At 71.3% G+C, this 26,017-nt stretch carries 28 protein-coding genes and 1 pseudogene; 13 read left to right on the top strand and 16 right to left on the bottom strand.

Translation table 11 applies throughout. The annotated features are described in order from the left end of the window. Positions 1-41: 41 nt before the first annotated feature. The 5 genes from O7618_RS30500 to O7618_RS30480 all read right to left on the bottom strand — a co-directional run bounded on the left by O7618_RS30500 (position 42) and on the right by O7618_RS30480 (position 6,128). Positions 42-1,784 (bottom strand): ABC transporter substrate-binding protein, encoded by a 1,743-nt coding sequence (locus tag O7618_RS30500; RefSeq protein ID WP_278109585.1) that lies wholly within the window; start codon positions 1,782-1,784, stop codon positions 42-44. Between the two features lie 108 nt (positions 1,785-1,892). Beyond that, a complete protein-coding gene (locus O7618_RS30495; RefSeq protein WP_091068506.1) occupies positions 1,893-2,879 on the bottom strand; it encodes an ABC transporter permease in 987 nt (328 codons plus the stop codon). A gap of 11 nt (positions 2,880-2,890) precedes the next feature. Next, the gene (locus O7618_RS30490) at positions 2,891-3,898 is read right to left on the bottom strand and encodes an ABC transporter permease (protein WP_278109584.1); all 1,008 of its coding nucleotides are present in this window, start codon (positions 3,896-3,898) and stop codon (positions 2,891-2,893) included. Next, positions 3,895-5,028, bottom strand: a complete 1,134-nt coding sequence (locus O7618_RS30485; RefSeq protein ID WP_278109583.1) for a dipeptide ABC transporter ATP-binding protein — start codon at positions 5,026-5,028, stop codon at positions 3,895-3,897. The genes O7618_RS30490 and O7618_RS30485 overlap by 4 nt, the downstream gene beginning before the upstream one ends. Beyond that, entirely contained in the window at positions 5,025-6,128 is a 1,104-nt protein-coding gene (locus O7618_RS30480; protein ID WP_278109582.1) for an ABC transporter ATP-binding protein, read from the bottom strand. The genes O7618_RS30485 and O7618_RS30480 overlap by 4 nt, the downstream gene beginning before the upstream one ends. A 236-nt stretch (positions 6,129-6,364) precedes the next feature. Here O7618_RS30480 and O7618_RS30475 point away from each other — a divergent pair, with 236 nt between their 5' ends. From O7618_RS30475 to O7618_RS30450, 6 genes are all read left to right on the top strand, one after another. Beyond that, positions 6,365-6,913, top strand: a complete 549-nt coding sequence (locus O7618_RS30475; protein ID WP_278109581.1) for a Uma2 family endonuclease — start codon at positions 6,365-6,367, stop codon at positions 6,911-6,913. Positions 6,914-6,946: 33 nt separating this feature from the next. After that, complete coding sequence (locus O7618_RS30470) at positions 6,947-8,380, top strand: TldD/PmbA family protein (RefSeq protein ID WP_278109580.1); 1,434 nt, start codon at positions 6,947-6,949, stop codon at positions 8,378-8,380. Next, entirely contained in the window at positions 8,377-9,795 is a 1,419-nt protein-coding gene (locus tag O7618_RS30465) for a metallopeptidase TldD-related protein (RefSeq protein ID WP_278109579.1), read from the top strand. Before O7618_RS30470 ends, O7618_RS30465 begins: the two co-directional genes overlap by 4 nt. Before the next feature lie 219 nt (positions 9,796-10,014). After that, the gene (locus O7618_RS30460) at positions 10,015-10,821 is read left to right on the top strand and encodes a hypothetical protein (RefSeq protein ID WP_278109578.1); all 807 of its coding nucleotides are present in this window, start codon (positions 10,015-10,017) and stop codon (positions 10,819-10,821) included. Between the two features lie 11 nt (positions 10,822-10,832). Next, positions 10,833-12,746 carry a fumarate reductase/succinate dehydrogenase flavoprotein subunit gene (locus tag O7618_RS30455; protein WP_278109577.1) on the top strand — a complete coding sequence of 638 codons (1,914 nt, stop codon included), beginning with the start codon at positions 10,833-10,835 and terminating at the stop codon, positions 12,744-12,746. Further along, complete coding sequence (locus O7618_RS30450) at positions 12,746-13,816, top strand: succinate dehydrogenase/fumarate reductase iron-sulfur subunit (RefSeq protein ID WP_278109576.1); 1,071 nt, start codon at positions 12,746-12,748, stop codon at positions 13,814-13,816. Before O7618_RS30455 ends, O7618_RS30450 begins: the two co-directional genes overlap by 1 nt. Before the next feature lie 164 nt (positions 13,817-13,980). On the opposite strand, the gene O7618_RS30445 is transcribed toward O7618_RS30450, so the two are convergent. After that, positions 13,981-14,421 (bottom strand): (deoxy)nucleoside triphosphate pyrophosphohydrolase, encoded by a 441-nt coding sequence (locus O7618_RS30445; RefSeq protein ID WP_278109574.1) that lies wholly within the window; start codon positions 14,419-14,421, stop codon positions 13,981-13,983. Positions 14,422-14,605: 184 nt separating this feature from the next. Between O7618_RS30445 and O7618_RS30440 the strand changes: the two genes are divergently transcribed. Genes O7618_RS30440 through O7618_RS30420 form a run of 5 tightly spaced genes read left to right on the top strand, consistent with a single transcriptional unit; the run spans position 14,606 to position 17,326 of the window. Next, on the top strand, positions 14,606-14,914 hold the full coding sequence (locus tag O7618_RS30440) for a 4a-hydroxytetrahydrobiopterin dehydratase (RefSeq protein WP_091071967.1): 309 nt from the start codon (positions 14,606-14,608) through the stop codon (positions 14,912-14,914). A 31-nt stretch (positions 14,915-14,945) separates the two neighbouring features. Beyond that, a complete protein-coding gene (locus O7618_RS30435) occupies positions 14,946-15,308 on the top strand; it encodes a PH domain-containing protein (RefSeq protein ID WP_278109573.1) in 363 nt (120 codons plus the stop codon). 22 nt (positions 15,309-15,330) lie between these two features. Next, a complete protein-coding gene (locus O7618_RS30430; RefSeq protein ID WP_278109572.1) occupies positions 15,331-16,047 on the top strand; it encodes an ElyC/SanA/YdcF family protein in 717 nt (238 codons plus the stop codon). Between the two features lie 41 nt (positions 16,048-16,088). After that, complete coding sequence (locus O7618_RS30425; RefSeq protein WP_278109571.1) at positions 16,089-16,820, top strand: class I SAM-dependent methyltransferase; 732 nt, start codon at positions 16,089-16,091, stop codon at positions 16,818-16,820. Positions 16,821-16,831: 11 nt separating this feature from the next. Continuing rightward, entirely contained in the window at positions 16,832-17,326 is a 495-nt protein-coding gene (locus O7618_RS30420) for a GNAT family N-acetyltransferase (protein ID WP_278109570.1), read from the top strand. A gap of 26 nt (positions 17,327-17,352) precedes the next feature. Here O7618_RS30420 and O7618_RS30415 read toward each other — a convergent pair whose 3' ends face one another. From O7618_RS30415 to O7618_RS30395, 5 genes are all read right to left on the bottom strand, one after another. Beyond that, on the bottom strand, positions 17,353-18,156 hold the full coding sequence (locus tag O7618_RS30415; protein WP_278109569.1) for an ABC transporter permease: 804 nt from the start codon (positions 18,154-18,156) through the stop codon (positions 17,353-17,355). After that, positions 18,153-19,097, bottom strand: coding sequence for an ATP-binding cassette domain-containing protein (locus tag O7618_RS30410; RefSeq protein WP_278109568.1), 945 nt, complete (start codon positions 19,095-19,097; stop codon positions 18,153-18,155). Before O7618_RS30410 ends, O7618_RS30415 begins: the two co-directional genes overlap by 4 nt. Before the next feature lie 12 nt (positions 19,098-19,109). Next, entirely contained in the window at positions 19,110-19,949 is an 840-nt protein-coding gene (locus O7618_RS30405) for a DUF4097 family beta strand repeat-containing protein (RefSeq protein WP_278109567.1), read from the bottom strand. A gap of 82 nt (positions 19,950-20,031) precedes the next feature. After that, positions 20,032-20,550, bottom strand: coding sequence for a toxin-antitoxin system HicB family antitoxin (locus O7618_RS30400; protein WP_278109566.1), 519 nt, complete (start codon positions 20,548-20,550; stop codon positions 20,032-20,034). A gap of 203 nt (positions 20,551-20,753) precedes the next feature. Beyond that, positions 20,754-21,137: a hypothetical protein gene (locus O7618_RS30395; RefSeq protein ID WP_278109565.1), complete on the bottom strand. Its 384-nt coding sequence runs from the start codon at positions 21,135-21,137 to the stop codon at positions 20,754-20,756. A gap of 83 nt (positions 21,138-21,220) precedes the next feature. Between O7618_RS30395 and O7618_RS30390 the strand changes: the two genes are divergently transcribed. Next, positions 21,221-21,802, top strand: a complete 582-nt coding sequence (locus O7618_RS30390; RefSeq protein WP_278109564.1) for a Uma2 family endonuclease — start codon at positions 21,221-21,223, stop codon at positions 21,800-21,802. A gap of 8 nt (positions 21,803-21,810) precedes the next feature. On the opposite strand, the gene O7618_RS30385 is transcribed toward O7618_RS30390, so the two are convergent. The 4 genes from O7618_RS30385 to O7618_RS30370 form a co-directional block, all read right to left on the bottom strand. Further along, entirely contained in the window at positions 21,811-22,011 is a 201-nt protein-coding gene (locus O7618_RS30385) for a hypothetical protein (protein ID WP_278109563.1), read from the bottom strand. Between the two features lie 92 nt (positions 22,012-22,103). Continuing rightward, positions 22,104-23,189, bottom strand: a complete 1,086-nt coding sequence (gene ychF, locus O7618_RS30380; RefSeq protein WP_278109562.1) for a redox-regulated ATPase YchF — start codon at positions 23,187-23,189, stop codon at positions 22,104-22,106. 20 nt (positions 23,190-23,209) lie between these two features. Next, on the bottom strand, positions 23,210-23,962 hold the full coding sequence (locus O7618_RS30375) for a peptidase E (RefSeq protein ID WP_278109560.1): 753 nt from the start codon (positions 23,960-23,962) through the stop codon (positions 23,210-23,212). A 30-nt stretch (positions 23,963-23,992) separates the two neighbouring features. After that, complete coding sequence (locus O7618_RS30370; RefSeq protein WP_278109559.1) at positions 23,993-24,511, bottom strand: MarR family transcriptional regulator; 519 nt, start codon at positions 24,509-24,511, stop codon at positions 23,993-23,995. Positions 24,512-24,604: 93 nt separating this feature from the next. On the opposite strand from O7618_RS30370, the pseudogene O7618_RS30365 reads away from it, so the two are divergent. After that, positions 24,605-25,423 (top strand): annotated as a pseudogene (locus tag O7618_RS30365) (EamA family transporter); the annotation flags it as partial. A 92-nt stretch (positions 25,424-25,515) separates the two neighbouring features. Here O7618_RS30365 and O7618_RS30360 read toward each other — a convergent pair. Continuing rightward, positions 25,516-25,980, bottom strand: coding sequence for a hypothetical protein (locus O7618_RS30360; protein ID WP_278109558.1), 465 nt, complete (start codon positions 25,978-25,980; stop codon positions 25,516-25,518). Positions 25,981-26,017 lie beyond the last annotated feature (37 nt).

The raw sequence follows: 26,017 nt of genomic DNA, 5'->3' as shown, positions 1-26,017 counted from the left end.
CCAGCGCCGGTCCGGGGCTCAGCCGGACGAGATCGTGGGCGTTACTGCTTGACGAACGCGTTGACGAAGTTCGGGTAGCCGAAGACGGACGAGATGAAGACGCCGCCGGCCTTGGAGCCGTGCACGTTGTACGCCACGTCGACGTAGAGCGGCACCACCGGCGCGAACTCCTTCATGATCCGCTCATCCAGCTTGCCCCACTCCGGGCCCTGGTCGGCCGGGGGCATGGCCAGGATCCGGTCCATCTCGGCGTTGATCTTGTCGTCGTTGAAGTAGGACGAGTTGCTGTTGCCCTCGGCCTTGATGGTGCGGCCGTCGTAGAGCACCGGCAGGATCGAGGCGCCGCTCGGCCAGTCGGCGGCCCAGTTGCCGATGTAGAGGTCCCAGGGGTTGTCCTTCTTCTTGACCTCGTCCAGCTTCGCGTCGTCCGGGATGTTCCGGACGGTGATCTTGAAGCCGGCGCGCTCCAGGTTGCCCTTGAGCTGGACCGCGATCTGCTGCTCGTCGGTGTTGTCCGCGACGCCGAGGACCAGCTCCGGCGTCTGGCCGCCGAGCAGTTCCTTCGCCTTGTCCGGGTTGCCGTTGGCGCCCGCCGGATAGGCGTCGTACGCCTTGTAGCCGATGGTCGACGGCGGCATCAGGGTGGTCATCGGCTGGGCGACGGTCTGGCCGCCGAGCGCCTTGACCAGGCCCTCCCGGTCGATCGCGTAGTTGAGCGCCTGGCGGATCTTCAGGTCCTTGACCCGCTGGGTGTTGATCACGAGCTGGTTGGCGCTCGGGGTCGGGGACAGCAGCGTGCGGGACTTCAGCGCCGGGTCACCGGCCACCTTGGCGACCAGCGCCGGCGGCACCGAGTTGAACGCCAGCGCGCTCTGGTCCGCGCCGTTGTCGGCGATCACCCGGTTGTTGGCGGCGTCCTGGGTCGGGCCGAAGGTCCAGACGAACTGGTCTGGGTACTGGTGGCGCACCGGGTCGGTCTTCGCGTCCCAGTTCGGGTTGCGGTCCAGCGTGAGCTGGACGCCCACCTGGTTCTTGGCGATCTTGTAGGGACCGGACGAGAACGGCCTCTGGTCCAGGTTGACCCCGGTGTCCTTCTCCGGCTTCAGCGGCGCCGTGGTGGGCAGCGAGACCGCGAACGGCAGGTCGCAGCGCGGCTTGGCGAACTCGAACCGGAGCGTCTTGTCGTCCGGCGTGGTCAGGCCCGGCGGCAGCGACGTCTTGTTCTTCTTGAAGTCCCACTTGGTGTCGTACTGCGGGGTGTCGGCCAGCCACTCCTGGATGTAGGTCGGGCCGCTGGTGAGGTCCGGGTCGAAGGAGCGGGCGATGCCGTACGCGATCTCCTTGGCGGTGATCGGGCTGCCGTCCTCGAACTTCACCCCGTCCTTGACCTTGAACTCCCAGACCTTGCAGTCGTTGTCGACGTTCGTGCCCGGCGTCTCGGCCAGGTCGCCCACCAGGACCAGGCCGCCCTTGCCGTCGTCCTTCCAGGTGGTCAGGTAGCGGGCGAAGAGCGGGCTGGCCATCAGACCGGCGAACGAGTACGTCCGCTGCGGGTCCAGGTGGGAGATGGGGGTCTCCCGGATGATGGTGAACGTCCCGCCCTTGGCCGCGCCGTCGATCTCGGCGGCCGGCCCCTGTGAGTCCTTGGGGTCGGTCGCGATGACCCCGGTCTGCTGCCGGTTGGTGTCCACCTTGGTGCCTTCGCCCGTGTTCTCCGAGCAGGCGCCGAGTGCCACAACCAGTGCGATGGCACCGCCCGCGGCGGCCGCTGCGCGTGGTCGCATGTCCTACCTCCTCCACCCGTTCGCCGAGCGCATCCGCCGACGTCCCGAGGATCGTAAAGAAGAAAAACTACAAGTTGGGTAACAGTTGTCGATAAATTTCGTCGCGGTTCAGCCGAGCCGCACCCGCGGGTCGATCACCGCGTAGAGCAGGTCCACCACCACGTTCGCCAACACCACGAAGACCGCCGCGATCAACACGGTCGCCATGATGGTCGGCAGGTCTCCCGAGCGGACCGCGTCGACAGCGGTACGCCCCATCCCGTTCAGACCGAACGTCGTCTCGGTGATCACCGTCCCACCCAGCGCCCCGCCCACGTCCAGGCCGGCGATGGTCACCACCGGCGTGATCGCGGCGCGCAGCGCGTGCCGCCCGTACACCGAGCGTTTGGCCAGCCCCTTGGCCCGCGCGGTGCGGACGAAGTCCTCCGACAGCGTCTCCAACATCTGTGCCCGGGACAGCCGGGCGTAGATGGCGGAGAAGAGGAAGGCCAGCGCCACCCAGGCCAGCACCAGCCCGCTGCTCCACTTCAACGGATTGTCGAACAACGAGGTGTAGCTCGGCACCGGCAGCAACCGCAGGTTGTAGACGAAGACGATGAGCAGCACCGCGCCGACGAAGTAGAGCTGCAACGAGGCGCCGGTCAGCGAGAAGCCGATCGCCGCCCGGTCCAACCAACTGCCCCGGCGCAGCGCCGAGAGCATGCCGAGCCCGACCCCGAGCAGCAGCCACAGGACCGCCGCCGGGATGACGATGCTCAGCGTCACCGGCAACACCCGGGCGATGGTGTCCGACACCGCCTCGTTGGAGACGTACGACCAGCCGAGGCAGGGCGCGTCGCAGCGGCCACCCTGGGCGCTGCCCAGATCCCGGCCGGTGACGATGCCCTTCATGTAACCGGCGTACTGGCTGATCAGCGGGTCGCGCAGGCCCAGCTCCTGCCGCACCCGCTCCAGCCGCTCCGGGTTGCAGTTCTTCGGGCACATCCCGGTCACCGGGTCACGCGGCAGGGCGAAGAACATCAGGAAGCTGAGCACGCTCACCGCGAACAGGGTGAGCGCGGCCGAGAGCAGCCGGCGGACGAGGAAACGCGTCATGGGTCGGCCTCCTACCGGGACGACTTCGGGTCGAGCGCGTCGCGCAGCGCGTCGCCGAAGAGGTTGAAGGCGAGCACGAGCGCGAAGATCGTGATGCCGGGGAAGAACACGTACGACGGATCGGTCTGCAGGTAGTCGAGGCTGCGGTAGATCATCCGCCCGAAGCTCGGCGTCTCATCCGTCAGGCCGACGCCGATGAACGACAGCGCCGCCTCGCTGGTGATGTATTGCGGAACCGCGAGCGAGAAGGCCACCAGGATCGGCGCCCAGACGTTCGGCAGCAACTGGCGGAACAGCATGTGCCCCAACCCGGCGCCGCTGGCCCGGGCCGCCTCCACGAACTCGCGCTCGCGCAACGCGATGATCTGACCGCGCACCAGCCGGGCCGTGCTGGTCCAGCCGAACAGCGCGAAGATCGCGATGAGCACACCGATCTGGAAGTACGCCGGGACGGCCTCCCGCTGGCCGTAGAAGCGCAGCGCGACGGTCGGCATCAGCGCCAGCGCGATGATCAGGAACGGCATGGCCAGGGTCAGGTCGGTGATCCAGTTGATCACCGAGTCCAGCCAGCCGCCGAGGTAGCCGGCGAGCGTACCCAGCGTCACGCCGATCACCGCGGTCAGCACGGCGGCGGCGAACGCGATGAACAACGACGTCCGCAGGCCGTGCACCATCCGGATGAAGATGTCCCGGCCCAGACCGGGCTCCAGGCCGAACCAGTGCTCGCCGGTGACGCCGCCGGCGTAGCCCAACGGCATGCCGTAGCCGTCGAGGCGGCTCTGGAACTGCTCCTTCGGGCCCACCCCGTACAGCGCCTGGATCAGCGGCACGGCCAGCGCGACCAGCACGAAGAAGACGAGCAACGCGCCGCTGACCATGGCGGTGCGGTCCCGCCGGAGCCGCGCCAGCGCGAGCTGACCGGGTGAGCGACCGACGAACTCCTTGTTCCGGCGCTCGTCCCCCTCACCGGGGGACTCGATCTCCGCGAGCGCTACGCCCTCGACCGGGGAGAGACTCATTCCGCCACCTCCTTCAGTTGCGGGTTGTCGCCGCCGCCGACCCCCGCCGGTTGGACGGCGTCGCCGCCGACCGTCGCGGGCGCACCGGCGTCAGCGGGCCCGTTCTCCGGGTGGTGGCAGGCGGTGTGTTGGGTGCCGCCGTCGCGGGTGGTGAGGGTGGGTTCTTCGGTGGCGCAGTGGTCGGTGGCTTTCCAGCAGCGGGTGCGGAAGCGGCAGCCGGACGGTGGGTTGAGCGGGGTGGGGACGTCGCCGGTGAGGCGGATGCGGCCGGCGGGGCCGAGGGTGGTGACGTCGGGGATGGCCGAGAGCAGGGCTCGGGTGTAGGGGTGTTGCGGGTGGGTGTAGATGGTGTCGCGGTCGCCGATCTCGACGATTTTGCCGAGGTACATGACGGCGACGCGGTGGCAGAAGTGGCGGATGACGGCAAGGTCGTGGGCGATGAACACGAACGCCAGGTCGAGGTCGCGTTGCAGGTCGCGTAGCAGGTTGATGACCTGGGCCTGGATGGAGACGTCCAACGCGGAGACGGGTTCGTCGGCGACGATGAGCTTCGGCTTCAACGCGAGGGCGCGGGCGATGCCGATGCGTTGGCGTTGCCCGCCGGAGAACTCGTGGGGGTAGCGGTTGTAGTGCTCGGGGTTGAGCCCGACCAACTCCAGCAACTCCTGCACGCGGCGTTTGATCCCGCCGGGTGGGCTGATGTTGTTGACCTGCAACGGCATGGCCACGATCCGTCCGACGGTGTGGCGGGGGTTCAGCGAGGCGTAGGGGTCCTGGAAGATGATTTGCAGGTCCTGGCGCAGGGCGCGTAGGTCCCGGCGGCCGGCGTGGGTGATGTCGCGGCCGGCGAAGGTGATGCTGCCGGCGGTGGGTTCCAGCAGCCGGACCAGCATCCGCCCGGTGGTGGTCTTACCGCAGCCGGACTCCCCGACCAGGCCGAGGGTCTCGCCGGGGCGCACGTCGAAGTCCAGCCCGTCGACCGCCCGCACCGCCCCCCTGGCGCGGAAGCCCTCACGCACCGGGAAGTGCTTGGTCAACCCGCGCACACGCAGCAGCGGCTCGGCCTCCGACGACGCCGCGGGCGACGCCTCGGTCGCGGCCGGCTGGCCCGCGCTCGGGTCGGCGTTCATCGGGCCACTCCCGTCCGGGCGACGTCCTGCCGGGAGAGGCGGGTGCGCTCCTCGGCGGACAGGTGACACGCCACCCGGTGCCCCGGCTGGCCGGCGGCGCGCAGCTCGGGCACCTCCGTGCGGGAGCGGTCGCCGTTGACGTCGGCGTAACGGCAGCGGGGATGGAACGCGCACCCCGACGGCAGGTTGATCAGCGACGGCGGGTTACCGGGGATCGGCACCAGGTCCGCGTCCGCGTCGCCGTGCAGCGAGGGCACCGACGACAACAACCCCCAGGTGTACGGATGCTGCGGCCGCCGCAACACCTGCGTCACGCTGCCGTGCTCCACCGCCCGACCGCCGTACATGACGAGCACGTCGTCGGCCACCTGGCTGACCACGCCCAGGTCGTGGGTGATCAGGATGATCGCCGAGCGGAACTCCTCTTGGAGGTCGCTGAGCAGGTCCAGGATCTGCGCCTGCACGGTCACGTCCAACGCCGTGGTCGGCTCGTCGGCGATCAGCAGGTCGGGGTCGTTGACCAGCGCCATCGCGATCATCGCCCGCTGCCGCATCCCACCCGAGAACTCGTGCGGGTACTGCTCGAACCGCTTCGCCGGCTGCGGGATGCCGACCCGGTTCAGCATGTCCACCGCCCGGGTGCGCGCCTCCCGCTTCCCGACCCTCGGATGGTGCACCCGGTACGCCTCCGCGATCTGCTTCCCGACCGTGTAGTACGGGTGCAACGCCGACAACGGATCCTGGAAGATCATCGCCATGTCCCGACCGCGCAGCCGCCGCACCTCCTCGTCGGGCAGGCCGACGAGCTGACGACCACCCACCGCGATCTCCCCGGTGATCGACGCCCGCTTCGAGTGATGCAGACCGAGGATCGCCAACGACGTCACGCTCTTACCGGAACCCGACTCCCCCACGATCCCCAGCGTGCGGCCACGCTCGACGGCGAACGACACCCCGTCCACGGCCCTGACCACGCCGTCCTCGGTCTCGAAGCGCACCCGCAGGTCCCTGACCTGGAGATAGGGCGCTTCGCCGGAGCGCTGCTCCGGCACCTCCGAGCGGTCCGGCTCCCCGGACGGCACCGCCTCCGACCTGCCCATGACCGCCTCCTCCTCGGTGATGTAGGGAACCTACAGGAAACCTCTGGAGGCGAAAATAAGCTACAAAACTCGGGCTGTCAGCGGTCAGAGCGTAACGACTGGGTTTCCGACCCGCAGTCCGTCACCTGGGACATTCACCATCGCGACTAGGCGTCACCGCCCCGTCGTCGCACCCAAGGTGCGACCATGGTCGTGGTGACCAAGGGACGATTCCCGCCGACATGAGAGAGGTAGCCATGACCACGGCGGTGTTCGGCCACGACGGCCCGTGGACAGAAGAGGAGTACCTCGCCCTCGGCGAGACGCAGGAACGCGTCGAACTCTTCGACTGGAGCCTCTGCGTGACCCCAGGTCCCACCCCACGGCATCAGAACATCTCCGGCGAGCTGCGCGCCGCCCTACGGACACCGGTACGCCAAGCCGGGCTCCGCGTGCTGGAAGCGGTAAGCGTCCGGCTCAGGCCCGGTCGGATCCCGATCCCGGACCTCGCCATCGTCGAAGACGTCGACCTCTGCGTTCCGGTGATCGAGGCGAGCAGTGTCCGGTTGGTCTGCGAAATCATCTCCCCCAGCAACGCCGCCACCGACAAGGTGCTCAAGATGCACTACTACGCGGCCGCCGGCATCGAGTGGTACCTCCTCGTCGACCAGGAGTCCCTGACGATGCACCTGTACCAACGGCGGGGCGCACACTATGTCGAGCGGTCCGTCACCAAGGCGGGCGAGACGCTGGAGCTGACGGATCCCGTCCGGGTCGCGATCCGGCCGGAGGATCTGCTCGACTGACGGATGTCGGTGCGCTCGCCTATGGTCGGGCGCATGGGATTCGACGCGGCCACCGCCGCCGTCCAGGCCGCCCTCGACGCGGGAGCCCGCTACGCGGACGCGCGGGTGATGCACCGGCGCTACGAGTCGATGTCGGCGCGCAACGGCGACGTCGAGGAGCTGACCCAGCACGAGAGCGTCGGCCTGGGGGTGCGCGCCCTGGTCGGCTCCGGCTGGGGCTTCCACGCCGTACCCGAGCTGTCCGACGCCGCGGCCCGCGACGCCGGGCGGCGCGCCGCGGCGATCGCACGGGCGAGCGCGCGGGTCCCGGGCCCGCCGATCGACCTGGTGCCGGTCGACGCGGCGGTGGCGAGCTGGGCCTCCGACTGCGCCGTCGATCCGCTCGGGGTGCCGCTGTCGGACAAGGGCGACCTGCTGGTCGGCGCCACCGCCACGATGCGCGAGCACGGCGCCGACCTGGCCGAGGGGCTCTACCAGATCTGGGACACCACCAAGTGGTTCGTCTCCAGCGAGGGCCACCGGATCGACCAGCGCATCCGGGAGTGCGGCGGCGGCATCTCGGCCACCTCGATCGGCGACGGCGAGACGCAGCGGCGGTCCTACCCGAGCTACCGCGGGCAGTACGGCACCACCGGTTGGGAGCTGGTCACCTCGCTCGACCTGGCCGCGCACGCCGCCCGGGTCGCCGAGGAGTCGCGGGAGCTGCTCACCGCAGCGGAGTGCCCGGCCGGCGAGACCGACCTGATCCTCGGCGGCGAGCAGCTCGCGCTGCAGATCCACGAGTCGGTCGGGCACGCCATCGAGCTGGACCGCATCCTCGGCTGGGAGGCGGCCTTCGCCGGCACCTCCTGGCTCGACCTGGCCCGCCTCGGCTCGCTGCGCTACGGCTCCGAGCTGATGAACGTGACCATCGACCCGACCATCCCGGGAGCGCTGGGCAGCTTCGGCTTCGACGACGAGGGCTCCCCGGCGGTCGCCCGGGACGCAGTCCGCGAGGGGCGGTGGGTCGGTGTGCTCGCCGGCCGGGATTCGGCCGCCGTCGCCGGCCTGGGCTACGGCGGGAGCGTCCGCGCGGACGGCTGGGCCCGGCTGCCGATGGTGCGGATGACGAACGTGGGCCTGGAACCGGGCCCGCACACTCTCGACGAGATCATCGCGGCCACCGACGACGGGGTGCTGATGGACATCAACCGCTCCTGGTCGATCGACGACAAGCGGCTGAACTTCCAGTTCGGCTGCGAGGTCGGTTGGGAGATACGCAACGGCCGGCGGGGCCGGATGCTGCGCAACCCGACCTACACCGGGATCGGCCCGGTCTTCTGGCGCTCGATGGACATGCTCTCCTCGGAGACGGTCGCCTGGGGCACCCCCAACTGCGGCAAGGGGCAGCCGGGCCAGATCGGGCACACCGGCCACCCAGCCGCGCCGGCCCGGTTCCGCGGCGTTCGCGTGGGGGTGCACGCGTGAACGAGCGAAGCGACGAACGGGATCTCGCGGCCCGCGTGGTGGAGCTGGTCCGGCGCGCGGCCGGCGCGGCCGCCGAGGCGGAGGTGGTGGTGACCCACTCCGACCTGGCCCTGACCCGGTTCGCCAACTCGTTCATCCACCAGAACGTGGCCGAGTCCGGCACCGCCGTGCAGCTCCGGCTGCACGTCGACGGCCGGACGGCCACCGGCGGCGGCAGCCAGGTCGACCCGGAGGGGCTGGCCGCGCTGGTCGAGCGGACCCGGGTGGCGGCCCGGCTGGTCCCGCCGGACCCGGCCTGGCCGGGGCTCACCACGCCGGCTCCGGTGCCGCCCGGCCCGGCGCTCGACGAGGCGACCGCGTTCGCGTCGCCGGACGAACGGGCCGCCCGGGTGCGCGCGTTCGTGGACGCGGTCGAGGGGTTGGAGGCGGCCGGCTACTGCCGCACGTCCTACCGGTCCGGCGCGTTCGCCAACTCGGCCGGGCACTCGACGGTGGGGCGGGCCGCCGAGGCGGCCATGGACGGCATCGCCCGCGCCGGCGGCGCGGACGGGGTGGCCCGGCACTGCGCCGACCGCCTCACCGACCTGGACGGCGCCGCGCTCGGCGCCCGCGCGGCGGCCAAGGCACGCGCCGCCGCCGACCCGGTCGAGCTGCCGCCGGGGCGCTACGAGGTGGTGCTCGAACCGGCCGCGGGGGCCGACCTGCTCCAGAACCTCGCCTGGTACGGCTTCAACGGCAAGCGGCACGCCGAACGCCAGTCCTTCGCCGAGCCGGGCACGGTCCAGTTCGACCCGGCGGTGACGCTCGTGGACGACCCGCTGCACGGCTCGACACTGCCGTTCGACCTGGAGGGCACGGCCCGACGGGCGCTGCCCCTGGTGACGGCGGGCACCACCGGCGCGGTGGCACACGACCGGCGCAGCGGCGCCGAGGCGGGTGTCGGGTCCACCGGGCACGGCATGCCCGGCGGGTCGACCTTCGGCCCGATCCCGCGCAACGTGCGCCTGCTGCCGGCGGACCGGGCGGCGCGGGTGACCGCCGGCGGTCCGGCCGGGGCGGTGGGCGCGGGGGTGACCGGCGCGGTGGGCGACCCGGACACCGCCACCCTGGTCGCCGGCGTGCGGCGTGGGTTGCTGGTCAGCGACTTCTGGTACACGCGGGTGCTGGATCCGAAGCAGTTGGTGGTCACCGGGCTGACCCGCAACGGCGTCTGGCTGATCGAGGACGGTGTGCCGGTCCGGGCGGTGCGCGACTTCCGGTTCACCGAGTCCTATCCGCGCGCGTTGGGCCCGGGGCGGGTACTCGGCCTGGGCCGGTCGCCGGTGCGTCAGCCGGACCGGTCCGACGGGTCCTGGTGGGAGGCGCCGGCGGTGCGACTGTCCTCGTGGAACTTCACCGGCGGCGCGTCCGGCTGACCGGTCGGCCCGTGCCGGCGACCGGTCGGCGCGCCGACCGCCGACACAACCATATTGATCATGATCCGGGTCTTTCCAACAGGCGGGACACACGGGACACTGCGTTGCGCGGCCGGGCCGTGAAGATCGGCGTAACGTGTGTCACTTAGCCGCGCCGGTTCAACGGCGTGGTCCCACGCGTGCGCAGGACGTGACAGTGACGTCAGGGAGATGACTCGTATGACATCAACGGCAACGAGACCGCGGGGAGCGCGGGCGCGTGCCGCCATCGCGGCGAAGACGTTGCGGACCGACCGCTGGTGGCTCGCACCGCTGGTCACCGTGGTCGGGCTGAGCGCCTGGGTCATCTACGCGACCGTCCGGGTGTTCATGCACAAGTGGTACTGGGTGGATCAATACCACTACCTGACGCCGTTCTACTCCCCCTGCGTCACCGAGCGGTGTGTCGAGGGCGCCTCGCACTTCGGCAGCTTCCTGCCCGGTTGGTGGATCATCCCGGATGCGGCGCTGACCCTGCCGTTCCTGCTGCTGTTCCGGCTGACCTGCTACTACTACCGCAAGGCCTACTACCGGTCGTTCTGGCTGTCGCCGCCGGCCTGCGCGGTGCCGGACGGCCACGACAGCTACAGCGGGGAGACCCGCTTCCCGCTGCTCGGGCAGAACCTGCACCGTTACTTCTTCTACGCCGCCGCGATCATCTCGCTGATCAACACCTGGGACGCGATCTACGCCTTCCACTCCCCGGAGGGCTTCGGCTTCGGCCTGGGCAACGTCATCCTGCTGGTCAACGTGGTGATGCTCTGGGCGTACACGATCTCCTGCCACTCCTGCCGGCACATCATCGGCGGCCGGCTCAAGCACTTCTCCAAGCACCCGGTGCGATACAAGGCGTGGACCGGCGTGTCCTGGCTGAACGTCCGGCACATGCAGCTCGCCTGGATCACGCTGGGCACCCTGGCGTTCACCGACTTCTACGTGATGGCGATCGCCGCCGGCTGGTTCAACGACCTGCGGTTCATCAACTGAGGGCCCCTGACATGACTGAAACGCGAATCGAACGACACCACTACGACGTCGTCGTGATCGGGGCCGGCGGCGCCGGTCTGCGCGCGGCGATCGAGGCCCGGCTGGCCGGCAAGAAGACCGCGATCATCTCGAAGTCGCTGTTCGGCAAGGCGCACACGGTGATGGCCGAGGGCGGCGCCGCCGCCGCGATGGGCAACGTGAACTCGCGGGACAACTGGCAGGTGCACTTCCGGGACACCATGCGCGGCGGCAAGTTCCTCAACAACTTCCGGATGGCCGAGCTGCACGCGAAGGAGTCACCGCAGCGGATCTGGGAGCTGGAGACGTACGGTGCGCTCTTCGACCGGACCAAGGACGGCAAGATCTCGCAGCGCAACTTCGGCGGCCACGAGTATCCGCGCCTGGCGCACGTCGGTGACCGGACCGGCCTGGAGCTGATCCGCACGCTCCAGCAGAAGATCGTCTCCCTCCAGCAGGAGGACAAGCGCGAGTTCGGCAGCTACGACGCGCGGATCCGGGTCTTCTCCGAGACCACGATCACCGAGCTGCTGCTGGACGGCGACCGGGTGGCCGGCGCGTTCGGCTACTACCGGGAGTCCGGCGAGTTCATCCTCTTCGAGGCGCCGGCCGTGGTGCTGGCCACCGGCGGTGTCGGCCGGTCCTACAAGGTCACCTCGAACTCCTGGGAGTACACCGGGGACGGGCACGCGCTGGCGCTGCGCGCCGGGGCCACGCTGATCAACATGGAGTTCCTCCAGTTCCACCCGACCGGCATGGTCTGGCCACCCTCGGTGAAGGGCATCCTGGTCACCGAGTCGGTGCGCGGTGACGGCGGCGTGCTGAAGAACTCCGAGGGCAAGCGGTTCATGTTCGACTACGTCCCCGACGTCTTCCGCAAGCAGTACGCGGAGACGGAGGAGGAGGCGGACCGCTGGTACACCGACCCGGACAACAACCGGCGTCCGCCGGAACTGCTGCCCCGCGACGAGGTCGCCCGGGCGATCAACAGCGAGGTCAAGGCCGGTCGGGGTACGCCGGCCGGCGGCGTGTACCTGGACATCGCGTCCCGGAAGTCGGCGGAGGAGATCCGGCGCCGACTGCCCTCGATGTACCACCAGTTCAAGGAGTTGGCCGACGTCGACATCACGAAGGAACCGATGGAGGTCGGCCCGACCTGCCACTACGTGATGGGCGGCGTCGAGGTGGACCCCGACTCCGGCGCGGCGGCGGGCACGGTACGCGGGCTCTTCGCCGCCGGCGAGGTCTCCGGTGGCATGCACGGCTCCAACCGGCTCGGCGGCAACTCCCTGTCCGACCTGCTGGTCTTCGGCAAGCGGGCGGGCGGCCACGCGGCGACGTACGCCGATCAGCTCGGTGCACGCCCGGCGGTGTCGGTGGCGGCGGTGGAGGCCGCGGTGGAGACGGCGCTGGCGCCGTTGCAGCGTGACACCGGCGAGAGCCCCTACCAGCTCCAGCAGGACCTCCAGGTGGTGATGGGCGACCTGGTCGGCATCATCCGCCGGGAGGGCGAGCTGGCCGACGCGCTCGGCCGGCTGGCCGAGCTGCGGGAGCGGGTGGCGAAGGTGAGCGCGGTCGGCGGACGGCGCTACAACCCGGGCTGGCACCTGGCGCTCGACCTGCGCAACATGCTCGTGGTGTCGGAGTGCACCGCGAAGGCGGCGCTGGAGCGGCAGGAGTCGCGCGGCGGGCACACCCGGGAGGACTACCCGGCGATGGACCCGAAGTGGCGGCGGGTCAACCTGGTCTGCGCGCTGGACGGCGACGCCGTCCGGCTGACCCACAAGCCGCTGCCGAAGATGCGCCCGAAGCTGATCGGGCTCTTCGACCGGGCCGAGCTGTCCAAGTACCTGACCGATGAGGAACTCGCCGAGTTCGACGCCCTCACCGAGGAGGCGAGCAACTGATGGGAAGCAAGCGGCAGTTCCGCATCTGGCGGGGCGACGAGACCGGCGGCGACCTGCAGGACTACACGGTCGAGGTGAACGAGGGCGAGGTCGTCCTCGACGTCATCCACCGCCTCCAGGCCACCGAGGCGCCGGACCTGGCGTGCCGGTGGAACTGCAAGGCCGGCAAGTGCGGCTCCTGCTCGATGGAGATCAACGGCAAGCCGCGGCTGGGCTGCATGACGCGGATGTCGACGTTCGAGGAGGCGGAGACCGTCACGGTCACCCCGCTGCGCACCTTCCCGGTGATCCGGGATCTGGTCACCGACGTCTCGTTCAACTACGAGAAGGCCCGGGAGACTCCGGCGTTCGCGCCGCCGGCCGACGTGGCGCCCGGCGACTACCGGATGCAGCAGATCGACGTGGAGCGGTCGCAGGAGTTCCGCAAGTGCATCGAGTGCTTCCTGTGCCAGAACGTCTGCCACGTGATCCGTGACCACGACGAGAACAAGCAGGCGTTCTCCGGCCCCCGGTTCTTCATCCGGGCCTCGGAGCTGGACATGCACCCGCTCGACGCGCGCACCGACCGCAAGGAGTACGCGCAGTCCGAGATGGGTCTCGGCTTCTGCAACATCACCAAGTGCTGCACCGAGGTCTGCCCCGAGCACATCAAGATCACCGACAACGGGATCATCCCCATGAAGGAGCGGGTCGTCGACCGCAGGTACGATCCCCTTGTGTGGCTCGGTAACAAGATCTTCCGGAGGGGTCAGGTGCCTCAGACCAGCGCGACCAGCGGGCATTCCAGCGGTGCGGTGACCAGCGGCGCGGCCCACGGCGGGGTGCACTCGCACGCCGGCGGCTCGCACGACAGCGGCGCCGAGCGCCAGGCCCAGCAGGGCGTCAACTGGCAGCGGGAGGTGCCGCACCCGACGGCGCCGGCGGTCGACGCCAGTGGCAAGCTGCCGCTGACCGAACTGACGTTCGACCGGGCCGCCGCGCCGTCGCCGTTCGGCGACGACGTGGAGTTCCCGCTGCCGGCCGAGCACCTCAACTTCGCCCACCCGCAGCAGGACGAGCCGAAGCACTGAGCAGCGACACGACGATGACGGGGGCCAGCGGCACACGCCGCCGGCCCCCGTCCCGTTTCCGGCCGGCTGTCCGGTTCGGCGCCGGTCCGGTCCGGCGCGGCCTCGACCCGGGCGGACCCGACCGGCGGTTCGCGGCGGGGGACGACGAGCCCGGCCGGCGCGGCTCAGGATCCGGCGAGCAGCGGGCGCAGCGCGGGGACGATCGGCACGTCGGCCGGCAGCCAGTCGACGCTGTCCAGCTCGGCGGCGGAGAGCCAGCGCAGCTCGGCGTGTTCCAGGGCCTCCGGCTGGTCGCCGTGGAGCAGGCGGGCCGCGTAGACCCGCAGGACGGAGCGGCCGTGGGCCATCCGCACGTCCCGGCCGACCCGGGCGCCGACCTCGACCCGGACGCCCAACTCCTCGGCGCACTCGCGGGCCAGCGCGTCGGTCTCGGTCTCGCCCGGCTCGACCTTGCCGCCGGGGAACTCCCAGCGCCCGGCCACCTCGGGGGGCGCCGAGCGCTCGCAGGCGAGGACCCGGCCGGCCACGATGATCGCCGCTCCGACGACCACCCTCGGCTCCCGCCGGTCGGCCTGCCCACTCTCGCTAAACCGTTCGGTCCGCACGGGCCACCAGCGTGCCAGATCAATCGGCGGTTTGGGTAACTGAGTCGGCCATCAGGCCAACAGAACACGGAAGTGTGGGCGTGGACACACCATCTGTGCGACGACAGACTAGAGGGCGTCGACTGGGACACGGGATGGCGACGATTTGGCCACAAGCCGGCAACGACGCCTGGGAGGTGCGGTGATGCGCGTGCTGTTCAGCAGCCGGGCGAAGCACGACTACCTCAGTGACGCGCTCGCCCTGCTGTCCGGATGGACGCGGGAGGGTGAGCAGATCCGCCGCACGCTCGTCCTCGACGACACCCAGCACGCCGCGCTCACCGAGCGGGTGGCCGTGGTGGCCGACGCGCTGCGCCTGCGCCCCGAGATCAGCCGCCGGGCCGACCGGACCCAGATCCGGCTCGGACACGACGACGGCGAACCACTCACCGAGGGTGAGGTTCTGCTCGCGGCCCGCATCGAGGACGCGGTCCGCGCCGTCACCGAGCACTGAGCGCTGGCGCGGCTGTCCTACCGTCGAGGACATGTCTGGCCCCACGTACGACCGCAAGGAACAGTTCCAGCAGATCCAGAGCGGCCTGCTGCCCGGTGAACAGATCATCGCCGTCTACGACGCGATCGGCACCGGTACCGGCTTCATCGGCCTGACCGACCGGCGGGTGATCATCCAGGACCGCTCGTTCGTCGGCAAGAAGTACGCCATCACGAGCATCCCGTACCCGAAGGTCACCAGCGTGAGCGTGGTGAGCAACAAGTCCTGGGGTGGCTCCTTCTTCTCCACCGGAGCGATCGCCGTGCACGTCGGCGCGCACTCCTACGAGGTGGAGTTCCGGGGCGCGGACAAGGCCCACCACGTGCACAACGTGATCCTGCACCACATCTCCTGACCGGGCTGGCACAATCGCCGCCATGCGGGGGTTGATCGCACGCTGGTGCGCCTGGCGCGCCACACACCGGCGGGCCGTACGCCTGCTCCGCCGACTCGTCCTGGTCGCCGCGGCCGGCATGGTGGTGCTGGCCGCGGTGACCGCGGCCAGCGTGGCCTGGATCCGCGGCGACGCCGCCGGGCACGTGTTCACCGCCGCCGACGTGCCGGACGCGCCGGTGGCGCTGGTGCTCGGCGCCAAGGTGGAGGCCGACGGCACGCCGTCGCCGTTCCTGGCCGCCCGGCTGGAGATCGCGCGACAACTGTTCGCGGCCGGCAAGGTCAAGGTGGTGCTGGTCTCCGGCGACCACATGGACTGGGACTACGACGAGCCGGACGCGATGCGCCGCTGGCTGGTCGAGCGGGGCGTGCCGGCCGAGAAGATCGTGCTCGATCACGCCGGCTTCGACACCTACGACTCGTGCGCGCGGGCCCGGCGCATCTTCGGCGTGCGGCGGGCCACCGTGGTCACCCAGACGTTCCACCTGCCCCGCGCGGTGGCGCTCTGCCGGGAGGTCGGCATCGAGACCAACGGCGTCGGTGACGACACCGTCCGCCGGTTCGCCGAGCAGTGGCGCATCAGCACCACCCGGGAGTACGGCGCCGGCGTGAAGGCCGCGTTCGACGTGCTGTCCCGCCGCGACCCGGTGCACCTCGGCCGCCGGGAGACCGGTGTGGACGACGCCCTGCGGGCCCGGTAATCCGGTTGTCCACCCCGGACGGTCGCTGGTCTGCTGGCGTGATGTCAGTCTTCGACGATCCCGGCCACTTCGGCCGACTCTGGGCCGCCACCTACGACAGCCCCGGCAACCCCGACCCCGCACCGGCCGTCGACTTCCTCGCGCCCCTGGCCGACGGCGGCCCGGTGCTCGAACTGGCCGTCGGCACCGGCCGGGTGGCCCTGCCGTTGGCCGCCCGCGGCCTCACCGTGGAAGGCGTGGAGGCGTCCCCGGAGATGGTGGCGAAGCTGCGCGCCAAGCCGGGCGGCGAGTACCTGCCGGTCACCATCGGCGACATGGCCGACGTTCCGGTGTCCGGGCCGTACCGGCTGGTCCTCCTGGTGTTCAACACGCTGTTCAACCTGGTCGACGCGGAGCGCCAGGCGGCGTGCTTCCGCAACGTCGCCCGGGTGCTGGCCCCGGGCGGGGCGTTCGTCATCGAGGCGTTCGTGCCGGACCCGGCCGACTTCGACCGGGACGAGCAGGTCCAGGTCCGGGAGGTGACCGAGGACTCGGCGACCATCCGGATGCACCGGTACGACCGGGCGGCACAGACGTTCCTGCGGCAGACGATCACGTTCGACGCCGGCGGCGTACACCTGCAGCCGTTCGCGATGCGCTACGCCTGGCCGGAGCAGATCGACGAGATGGCGGAGCGGGCCGGCCTGCGCCTCGCCGACCGGTACGCCGACTGGGACCGCACCCCGTTCGACGCGGAGAGCCGCGCGCACATCTCCGTCTACCGGCTCGGATAACGTTCCCGTCGATGACCGTGACCATTGCCGCGATGGACGACGCGCACGCCGACGCCGTGCTGGAGATCTACCGCCTGGGCATCGCCGAGGGCAACGCCACGTTCGAGACCGAGCCGCCCGGCTGGGAGCGGTTCGCCTCGGCCCGGATGCCCGGCCACCGGTGGGTGGCGCTCGACCCGACCGGGCGGCTGCTCGGCTGGGTGGCCTGCTCGGCGGTTTCCGACCGCTGCGTCTACGCCGGGGTGGTCGAGCACTCCGTCTACGTGCACCCGGAGGCGCGCGGGCGTGGTGTCGGCGGCGCGCTGCTGGACGCGCTGATCGCCTCCACCGAGGCGGCAGGCGTCTGGACCATCCAGTCCGGCGTGTTCCCGGAGAACGCCGCCAGCCTGGCCCTGCACGCGGCCCGCGGGTTCCGGGTGGTCGGCACCCGGGAGCGGATCGGGCGCCACCACGGCGTCTGGCGGGACGTCACGCTCATCGAACGGCGCAGCCCCCGGATCCGCTGACGCGGACCGGGGGTGAGCGCCGGGCGCTACCGCGACTCGCGGTTGAACAGTCGCCGGGACCAGAGATACCCGCCGAGCGCGATGGCGGCGCACCAGCCGAGCGCGACCCAGCCGTCGTCGCCGATCGGCTGCGCCATCAGCAGGCCGCGCAGGCTCTCGATGATCGGGGTGAACGGCTGGTACTCGGCGAACCAGCGCAGCCCGGCGGGCATCGAGTCGGTGGGCACGAACCCGCTGCCGAGGAACGGCACCAGGATCAGCGGCATCGGCAGGTTGCTCGCGGTCTCCACGCTCTCGCTCACCTGGCCCAGCGCGACGGCCAGCCAGACCAGCGCGAACGTGACCGCCGCGAGCAGGCCGACCGCGCCGAACCAGCCGGCCGGACCGGCGGTGGGTCGGAAGCCGACAAGCAACGCCACGCCGATCACCACGGCCAGGCTGATCGCCGCCTGGATCATGCTGCCGAGCACGTGGCCGGTCAGCACCGAGACCCGGGCGATGTGCATGGTGCGGAACCGGGCGATGATGCCCTCGGTCATGTCCATGGCGATCGAGATGGCGGTCCCCTGGACCGTGGCCGCCACGGTCATCAGGATGATCGCCGGCGCCACGTAGTTGGCATATTCGGCGCGCCCACCGCCGGACGCCAACCCGGCGCCCAGCGTGCCGCCCAGCACGTAGACGAAGAGCAGCAGGAACACCACGGGCATCCCGACGAGCATCACGGTCATCGACGGGTAGCGCAGCATGCGCCGGAGGTTGCGGCGCAGCATCGTCACCGAGTCGCGCAACGGGTGGAAACGCAGTTCGGCCTGGACCGGGATGCTCATCGCGCGGTCACCTTCCCGTGGCTGGGGTCGCCGGTGAGGGCGAGGAAGACGTCGTCGAGGTCGGGGGTGTGCACGGACAGCTCGTCGACCTCGACGCCCCGGTCGTCGAGCTGGCCGATCAGCGCCCGTAGCGAGCGCAGGCTGCCGTCGCCGGGCACCCGCAGGGCGAGCGCGTCGGTGTCGCGGGTGGCCCGGTCGAGCACCCGTACGGCCGCTTCGAGGGCCTGCGGGTCGGCGAACCGCAACCGGACGTGCCCGCCGGGGATGCGGCGCTTCAGCTCGTCGGGCGTGCCCTCGGCGACCACCCGGCCGCGGTCCAGGACCGCGATCCGGTCGGCCAGCTCGTCCGCCTCCTCCAGGTACTGGGTGGTCAGGAAGATGGTGACGCCACCGGCCACCAGGTCGCGGACGATCTGCCACATGTCGCGGCGGCTGCGCGGGTCGAGCCCGGTGGTCGGCTCGTCCAGGAAGATCACGCGCGGGTCACCGACCAGCGTCATCGCCAGGTCGAGCCGGCGCAGCATGCCACCGGAGTAGGTCGACGCCGGCTTGCCGGCCGCCTCGGTGAGGCCGAACCGTTCGAGCAGCCCGGCGGTCCGCCGCCGGCCCTCGTTCCGGGACAGGTGGTGCAGGTCGGCCATCAGCCGCAGGTTCTCCGCGCCGGTGAGCAGCTTGTCCACCGCGGAGAACTGCCCGGTGACGCCGATCGCGGCGCGCACCGCGTCCGGCTCGCGGGCCAGGTCGCGCCCGGCCACCCGCACCTCGCCGGCGTCGGCGGCGAGCAGGGTGGACAGGATCCGGGTGGTGGTCTTCCCCGCGCCGTTCGCGCCGAGCAGCGAGAAGACCGTTCCCCCGGGTACGCGCAGGTCGATGCCGTCGAGCACGACGTGGTCGCCGAACGACTTCCGGAGCCCGGTGACCGAGATCTGATTCGTGGTCATGGTCGCTCTCCCTCAGGACCGGTGGACGGTGATGTCGCCGTAGGAGGTGCGGCCGCGCACCTCGACGGTCTGCTCGGCACCGTCGGGCCGGGCGGTGCTCTCCAGGAGGTTGCGCACCTGGCCGAAGCCGGTGTTGACCTCCAGCCACGCGGCGGTGCCCTGGGCGACACCGATGTCCAGGTCGCCCATGGCCGTGCCGAGCACCACCGAGCCGCGTACCACCTCGGCGACGCGGATACCGCCGTTGGAGGTCTTCGCGTCCACGCCCGCGCCGGCGCGGGCCACCTCGATGGCGCCGTTGGCGTTGCGGACCCGTACGTCGCCGGTGGCCGCGTCGATAGTGGTGTCGCCGTTGGAGTTCTTGACCGCCAGGGTGCCCTCGACCCGGCCGATCTGGACGGTGCCGGAGCCGGTGGAGATCTCCGCGTCGCCGGTGACGCCGTCGACGGTGACGCGGCCGACGCCGGTGTGCAGGCGCAGCGGCCCGGTCAGCTCCAGCCGGACGTTCCCGGTCGTCTTGACCCGGGTCTCGCCGAGCCGACCGGCGGCCACCACGTCGCCCATCAGCAGGTGCGCGGCCAGCCGGGAGTCGGTCGGCAGCTCGATGGAGACCTCCACCGACCTGCTCTTCTTCGAGAAGTCGAAGGCACGCCTCGGGCCGGTGACCTGGAGCGTGCCGTCGGTGTAGTCGACGCGTACCTGCGCGGCGGCCTGCACGTCGGACTCGTCGTCGCCGTTGCTCGGGCGGACCTCGACCACGGTGTCGGCGCGGTCGCTCGCGGCGATCCGCACCGAGGCGATACCGAGATCCATCGTGACGGAGATCGATTCGGGCGTGTCGAAAACAGGCATGGTTGTCCCCGCATCCTGGGTGGGTGGGTCGTCCCCGCAGGTCAGGGGGACGTGAGAGGAGAAGTGGTGCGGCGCGGCGCGGTCAGCGCACCCAGCCGGTGAACCGCCGCTGGGACCGCGCCCCGATGTGGGGTGGCTCGGGACGAGGCTCCCGGTCGGCGCCCCGCAGGCCGGCGGCGGCGGCCCGGACCAGCCAGGCGTTCACCGACCGCCCCTCGGCGGCCGCGGCCACCTCGACCGCGGCCTTGAGCGGCTCGGGCATGCGGACGTTGATCCGGGCGACCGGGCCGTCCTCGGTGACCGGCAGGTCGATGTCGGACGCCACGCCGGCCTCGGGCGTGGCGAGGAGCGGCTCGGTGGGCGGCACGGTCACCACGAACTCGGGGTCGCGGCCCCGCAGTCGCAGCTCGACCGAGCCCGGGGCCAACTCCCGGGTGATCTCGTCGGCGGCGGCCGACAACGCGTCCAGCAGGGTCATCCGGATCGCCGACTCCAGCGGCCCGGTCAGGCGCTCGACCAGCGCACGCGACTCCTCACCACCGGCTTCGGCGAGCGCGGCGAACTCCCGCCCGAGGTTGCTCACATACGAGGTCAAGTCCATGGCACTACTGTGGCACACAGCATGGCACCGCGGCAAGCCTTCATGGCATCACTATGGCACCACACTTTGGCGGATCCGCGCATCAGGCCCGCTTGAGCAGCAACCATGCCGACGCCATCGTGATGCCACGAGCCTTGTTCCCTGCAGTTACGCCGACGCGGGGTGGCGGTCCGTGCGCCTGTAGACCTGATGTCGACAACGACTCAGCAGATCTTGGTACGCACGGGTACCGGCGGGTGCACGTGTTCGTACCAAGATCTCTGATCGGCCCCGGACCGCCTAGGTTTCCTCACCTGATCCGAACACCAGAAGTAACGACCACCGCCTGTCTCTCCGGTGCGGGCATGCCGGGTCAGGACCTCCTGCACGGCGCCGAGGGTGAAGAAGGTGGCGTACCGGTGGCTACCGTCGGCGAGGTAGATGTGCGCGTCGACGTTGTCGACGGTCTCGGCATCTCCACGGCCGCCGAGCATGAACCGCACCACGGCGCCGTCGGTCTCGACGACGTGCCCGTACATGTCGTCCGTCACGCCAAGCTTCTCGCGCAACCCACCGCCTGTTACGGTGCCGCACTCTGATACCCACATCGATGCGGCTCGACCCGGACGACGTCCGCACCGACGGTGTACGCGCGCAGGTCAGACCCGTTACCTGGTGCTACCGTGAGGTCATGACTGCGGTGCCCGAGTGGATGCGGCCACCTCGCCCTGAGGGCTGGTATTCCGAGGACCTGGACCAGTTGGCCGAAGCGCCGCGGCACACCGAACTCATCGATGGAGCGCTCGTCTTCATGATGTCCCCCCAGCGGGTCTGGCACGCCCGGATGGTCACCGCACTGGTGAACTCTCTGACGGACCAGGCGCCGCCAGGCATCGAGGTCGACCGGGAAATCACAATCCGGCTCGACAGATGGAACCGCCCCGAGCCCGATCTCCTTGCCACGACGGCGCCCTACGACCCGTCCCGCACCTTCTACACGCCCGAGGAGACACTCCTGGTCGTTGAGGTGGTCTCACCGGAGTCCGCGCACCGGGACCGCAGCGTCAAGCTGCGCAAGTACGCGGAGGCGGGTATCGCCAATTACTGGCGGGTCGAGGACGAGGACGGATCACCGGCGGTTCACGCGTACGAGCTCGACGGGCCCACTCGCTCGTACGCGCCGGCCGGAATCCATCGGCACGAGCTACGCACAGCGGTGCCGTTCCCGATCACGATTGAGCTGACCAGGCTGGTGCCAGGCCGCAAGAGCTGATCGCGTGGCTACTCCGCCACCGCTCCGTAGAGGTGCCGGCGCACGAGGTCGTCCTGCTCCAGGATCAGGTCGACGACGTGCCAGAACTCGGCGAGCCGAGGGTGCCCCAACCCCTCTTCCCGGCTGAGCTTGCGACCGAAGATCGGGTTGTCGCCGGCAACCTCGCCACCGTTGACGAGCGTCGCGGCGGGCGCCGGAGAGCCGATCACCGGGCCGACCCGACAGCCGAAGGTGAGGTGGTCGTGAGGTTCACGGAGCACACGCTAGCGGCGGCTGGCAGGAATGCGGAAACGAGCCGGGTTCAGACGTTGAAGCGGAACTCCACCACGTCGCCGTCCTGCATGACGTACTCCTTGCCCTCGATCCGGACCTTGCCGGCGGCCTTCGCCGCCGCCATCGAGCCGGCCGTGACCAGGTCGTCGTAGGAGACCACCTCGGCCTTGATGAAGCCGCGCTGGAAGTCGCTGTGGATCACCCCGGCGGCCTCCGGCGCGGTCGCCCCGACCGGGACGGTCCAGGCCCGCGCCTCCTTGGGGCCGGCGGTGAGGTACGTCTGGAGCCCGAGCGTCCGGAAGCCCACCCGGACCAACTGGTTCAGACCCGGCTCGGACTGCCCGATCGACTCCAGCAGCTCGCGGGCCTCGTCCTCGGGCAGGTCCACCAGCTCCGACTCGATCTTGGCGTCCATGAAGACCGCCTCGGCGGGCGCGACCAGGCCGCGCAGCTCGTCGAGGAACTCGGCGTTGCCCAGCTCGGCCTCGTCGACGTTGAAGACGTAGAGGAACGGCTTGGTGGTGAGCAGGTGCAGCTCGCGCAGGTGCTCCAGCTCGACCTTGGCGGCGGCCGCGCCCGCGTACAACGTGACGCCCTGGTCCAGGACCTCGGCGGCCTTCTTCGCGGCCTCGACCGCGGCGGCCCGGTCCTTACGGAGCTTGGCCTCCTTCTCCAGCCGGGGCAGCGCCTTCTCCAGCGTCTGGAGGTCGGCCAGGATCAGCTCGGTGTTGATCGTCTCGATGTCGTCGGCCGGGGAGACCTTGCCGTCGACGTGCACCACGTTCGGGTCGGAGAAGGCGCGCACCACCTGGCAGATCGCCGAGGCGTCGCGAATGTTGGCCAGGAACGCGTTGCCCCGGCCCTGCCCCTTGGACGCGCCCCGGACCAGGCCGGCGATGTCGACGAACGAGACCGGCGCCGGCAGCACCTTCTGCGAGGAGAAGATCTCGGCCAGCTTGCCCAGCCGGTCGTCGGGCAGCCCGACCACGCCGACGTTCGGCTCGATGGTGGCGAACGGGTAGTTCGCCGCGAGCACGTCGTTCTTGGTCAGCGCGTTGAACAGGGTGCTCTTGCCCACGTTGGGCAGGCCGACGATGCCGATGGTGAGACTCACGACGAGCCAGCTTACGCGGTCTACCGGCCGTCCGGCCCGGCGGGCAGCAGCCGGGGCTCGATCCGGGTCTCCCGCACCGTGCCGTCCTCGGCGCGCACCAGCTCGTACGCGGCCACGTCCGGCCGGTCGGCCACCGCCTCGGCCAGCTCGGTGCCCCGGTAGACCAGCCCGACGCCGTCGTCGGTGCAGTGGCTGGTCGGCAGCGTCCCGTCGGCGACCAGCCGGTGCATCAGCGGCCGGCGCTGCTCCTCGCTGTCGTAGTGCACCCCGTTGCCGTACGGGAGCCAGCCCAGCCCGTCGGTGAAGGCCCGCAGGTCGGGGCCGTAGCTGTCGGTCGCGCCACCGGTGTGCCAGCAGATCGAGCCGGCGGAGACGCCGCCGAGCACCACGCCGGCCTGCCAGCACTCGTGCAGGATCTCCGGCAGGCCGTGCACCCGCCACACCGCGCACAGGTTCGCCACGCTGCCGCCGCCGACCCAGATGATGTCCTGGGCGAGCAGGTGCGCCCGGACGTCGTCGACGGTGGGCATCGGGAAGAGCGCCAGGTGCGACGCGCGGTACCGGGTGTTCGCGAACGCGCCGTAGAACACGGTGAGGCCGGTGGGCTGGTCGCCGACGGCCTGGCCGAGGTAGCAGACCCGGGGCGCGTCGCCGGCCTGCGCCAGTTCGGCCATGTGCTCGAAGAGTTGGCTGGGCCGGGCGTCCCACGGGCCCCGGCGCCGGCTGAAGTAGCCCATGCTGGTGGCGACGATCGTCGGTTCAGAGGCGGGCACGGGCGTCCTTCCGGCCGGTGGCTGTCGAGATCATTGTGCCCCGTCCGGCGCCGGTTCCGCCGCCTCGGCGGCGGCGAGCAGCGTCCGCAGCAGGTCGGCCAGCCGGTCCTGCTCGGCGGGGGGCAGCGCGTCGAGGATCCGGCGCTGCACCTCCAGCCCGGCCTCCGCCGACTCCTCGACCACCCGGCGGCCGGCGTCGGTGAGGCTGACCCGCAGCGCCCGCCGGTCGGCCGGGTCGGGCGCGCGCCGCACCAACCCGGCCCGCTCCAGTCGGTCGAGCCGGCCGGTCATCCCGCCGGAGGTGAGCATCAGCGTGGCGGTGAGCGCCTTCGGCGCGAGGGTGTACGGCGCGCCGGCGCGGCGCAGCGCGGCGAGCACGTCGAACTCGCCCCGACCGATGCCCCAGCCGGCGTACACCTTCTCCTGGCGGTCGCCGACCAGCCGGGCCAGCCGGTAGATGCGACCGAAGACCGCCATCGGCTCGGGCCGCATGCCGGGCCGTTCCCGACGCCACTGCTCGACGATCGCGTCGACCTCGTCCGTTGCCACGGCTGTCGATTGTGCCGTACCTCGCCCTTCCGCTTTTACTCGACACCAAGTGGCTTAGGGCTAAGATACTTAGTGTCATAGAAAGAGGCCGTGATGACCCGCCGGACCGACGTCGCGCTCACCGCGCTCGCGCCCGCCACCTGGGGCACCACCTATCTGGTGACCGCAGAACTGCTGCCCGCCGACCGCCCGCTCTGGGCCGGGGCGATCCGGGCCTTGCCGGCGGGCCTGCTGCTGCTGGCCCTGACCCGCCGCCGACCGCACGGCATCTGGTGGGGGCGGGCCGCCCTGCTCGGCACGCTCAACATCGGGGCGTTCTTCCCGCTGCTCTTCCTCGCCGCCTACCGGCTGCCCGGCGGCACCGCGGCGGTGCTCGGCGCCGCCCAGCCGCTGCTGGTCGCGGTGCTCACCGTCACCCTGCTCCGGGACCGGCCGGGCCGCCCCGCGCTGCTCGCCGCCGTGGCCGCCCCGGCCGGCGTCGCGCTGGTCGTGCTGCGGCCCGGCGCCGGGCTCGACCCGCTCGGCGTCGCCGCCGGCCTCGCCGGCACCGCGGCCATGGCCACCGGGCTGGTGCTCACCCGCCGCTGGGGCCGACCGCCGGGGGTGGGCACGCTGGCGGCCACCAGCTGGCAGCTTGTCGCCGGCGGCCTGCTGATCGTGCCGGTCGCCGCCGCCGTCGAGGGCGCACCGCCCGCGCCCGACGGACCGGCCCTGCTCGGGTACGCGTGGCTCGGGCTGGTCGGCACCGCGCTGGCGTACGTGCTGTGGTTCCGGGGCGCGGCTCGGCTCCCGGTGGCGCAGGTGTCGATGCTCGGCGCGCTCAGCCCGCTGACCGCCGCGGCGCTGGGGTGGCTGGTGCTCGGCCAGGCGCTCGGGCCGGTCCAGCTCGCCGGCTTCGCGGTGGCCGTCGCCGCCCTGGTGCTCGGCCAGCTTCCGGACCGGACCGCGACCGGCGGCCGGCCCGGCGCGCCGGCCGCTGGACCCGAGGTCGGGGTGTCGCCCCCTCAGCCGGCCCGCAGCCGGCGCCACCCGTCGGGCCGGGCGTCGTCGGCCACCGCGTCGGCCACCCCGTCGGGCGGCAGCTCGGCGGCGGCGGCGAGCGGCAGCGCGAACCGGTGCGCGACGGCGGGCCCGGCCTCGTGGGAGCGGTCGAGCAGCCAGCGCACCTCGTCGACGGTCCAGCCGAGGCCGGACCGGGCGGCGATCTCCCGCACCAACCGCACCCCGGCCCGGGTGTCGTCGTCGTAGAACCGCATGCACCAGTGGTGCGCCCACATGCCCAGCGCCCGCAGCCCGGCGGGGTCGAGCGAGCCGACCAGCCGGCCGCAGGCGGTGTCGGGGAAGGGTCGCCCCGGGTCGCCGACCCGGTCCCGCTCGATCGCGCCGTAGGCGGCCGGCGCCACCGCCCGCATCCGGTCGTAGAAGCCCTGCACCACCGCGGCGTCGATGCGCGCTCGCCCCGATCGCATCAGCGGACACCCCGCCCGGCCACGCTCGCCATGCCAC

The sequence above is a fragment of the Micromonospora sp. WMMD980 genome, assembly GCF_029626035.1.
Taxonomy (GTDB): domain Bacteria; phylum Actinomycetota; class Actinomycetes; order Mycobacteriales; family Micromonosporaceae; genus Micromonospora.
This window is presented reverse-complemented; position numbering and strand designations above follow the sequence as displayed.